Source organism: Microbacterium sp. GbtcB4 (assembly GCF_019091465.1).
Lineage (GTDB): Bacteria > Actinomycetota > Actinomycetes > Actinomycetales > Microbacteriaceae > Microbacterium > Microbacterium paraoxydans.
Genome location: NZ_JAGXJJ010000832.1, coordinates 1 through 228, shown reverse-complemented (window position 1 = coordinate 228; position 228 = coordinate 1). Strand labels below are relative to the sequence as shown.

Genomic DNA, 228 nt, shown 5'->3' with positions numbered 1-228 from the left:
GCGCGAACCCCGACGCCGGTTGCTGACGCGGTGAACCGGAGACGGCTGGCGGTCTGGGGCGACCCGTTCGGGCACTCACGGTCGCCGGAGCTGCACGCTGCGGCCTACGCGGTGCTCGGACTGGACTGGGAGTACGGGCGCCGCCAGGTCGGCGCGGTGGGCTTCACGGAAGCGGTCGACGCCCTCGTCGACACCTGGCTCGGCCTGTCCCTGACGATGCCGCTCAAG

General features: G+C 72.8%; 1 pseudogene. It reads left to right on the top strand.

From position 1 onward, the window contains the following. Positions 1-30 precede the first annotated feature (30 nt). A pseudogene (locus KVS71_RS19785) lies at positions 31-228 on the top strand (shikimate dehydrogenase); the annotation flags it as partial.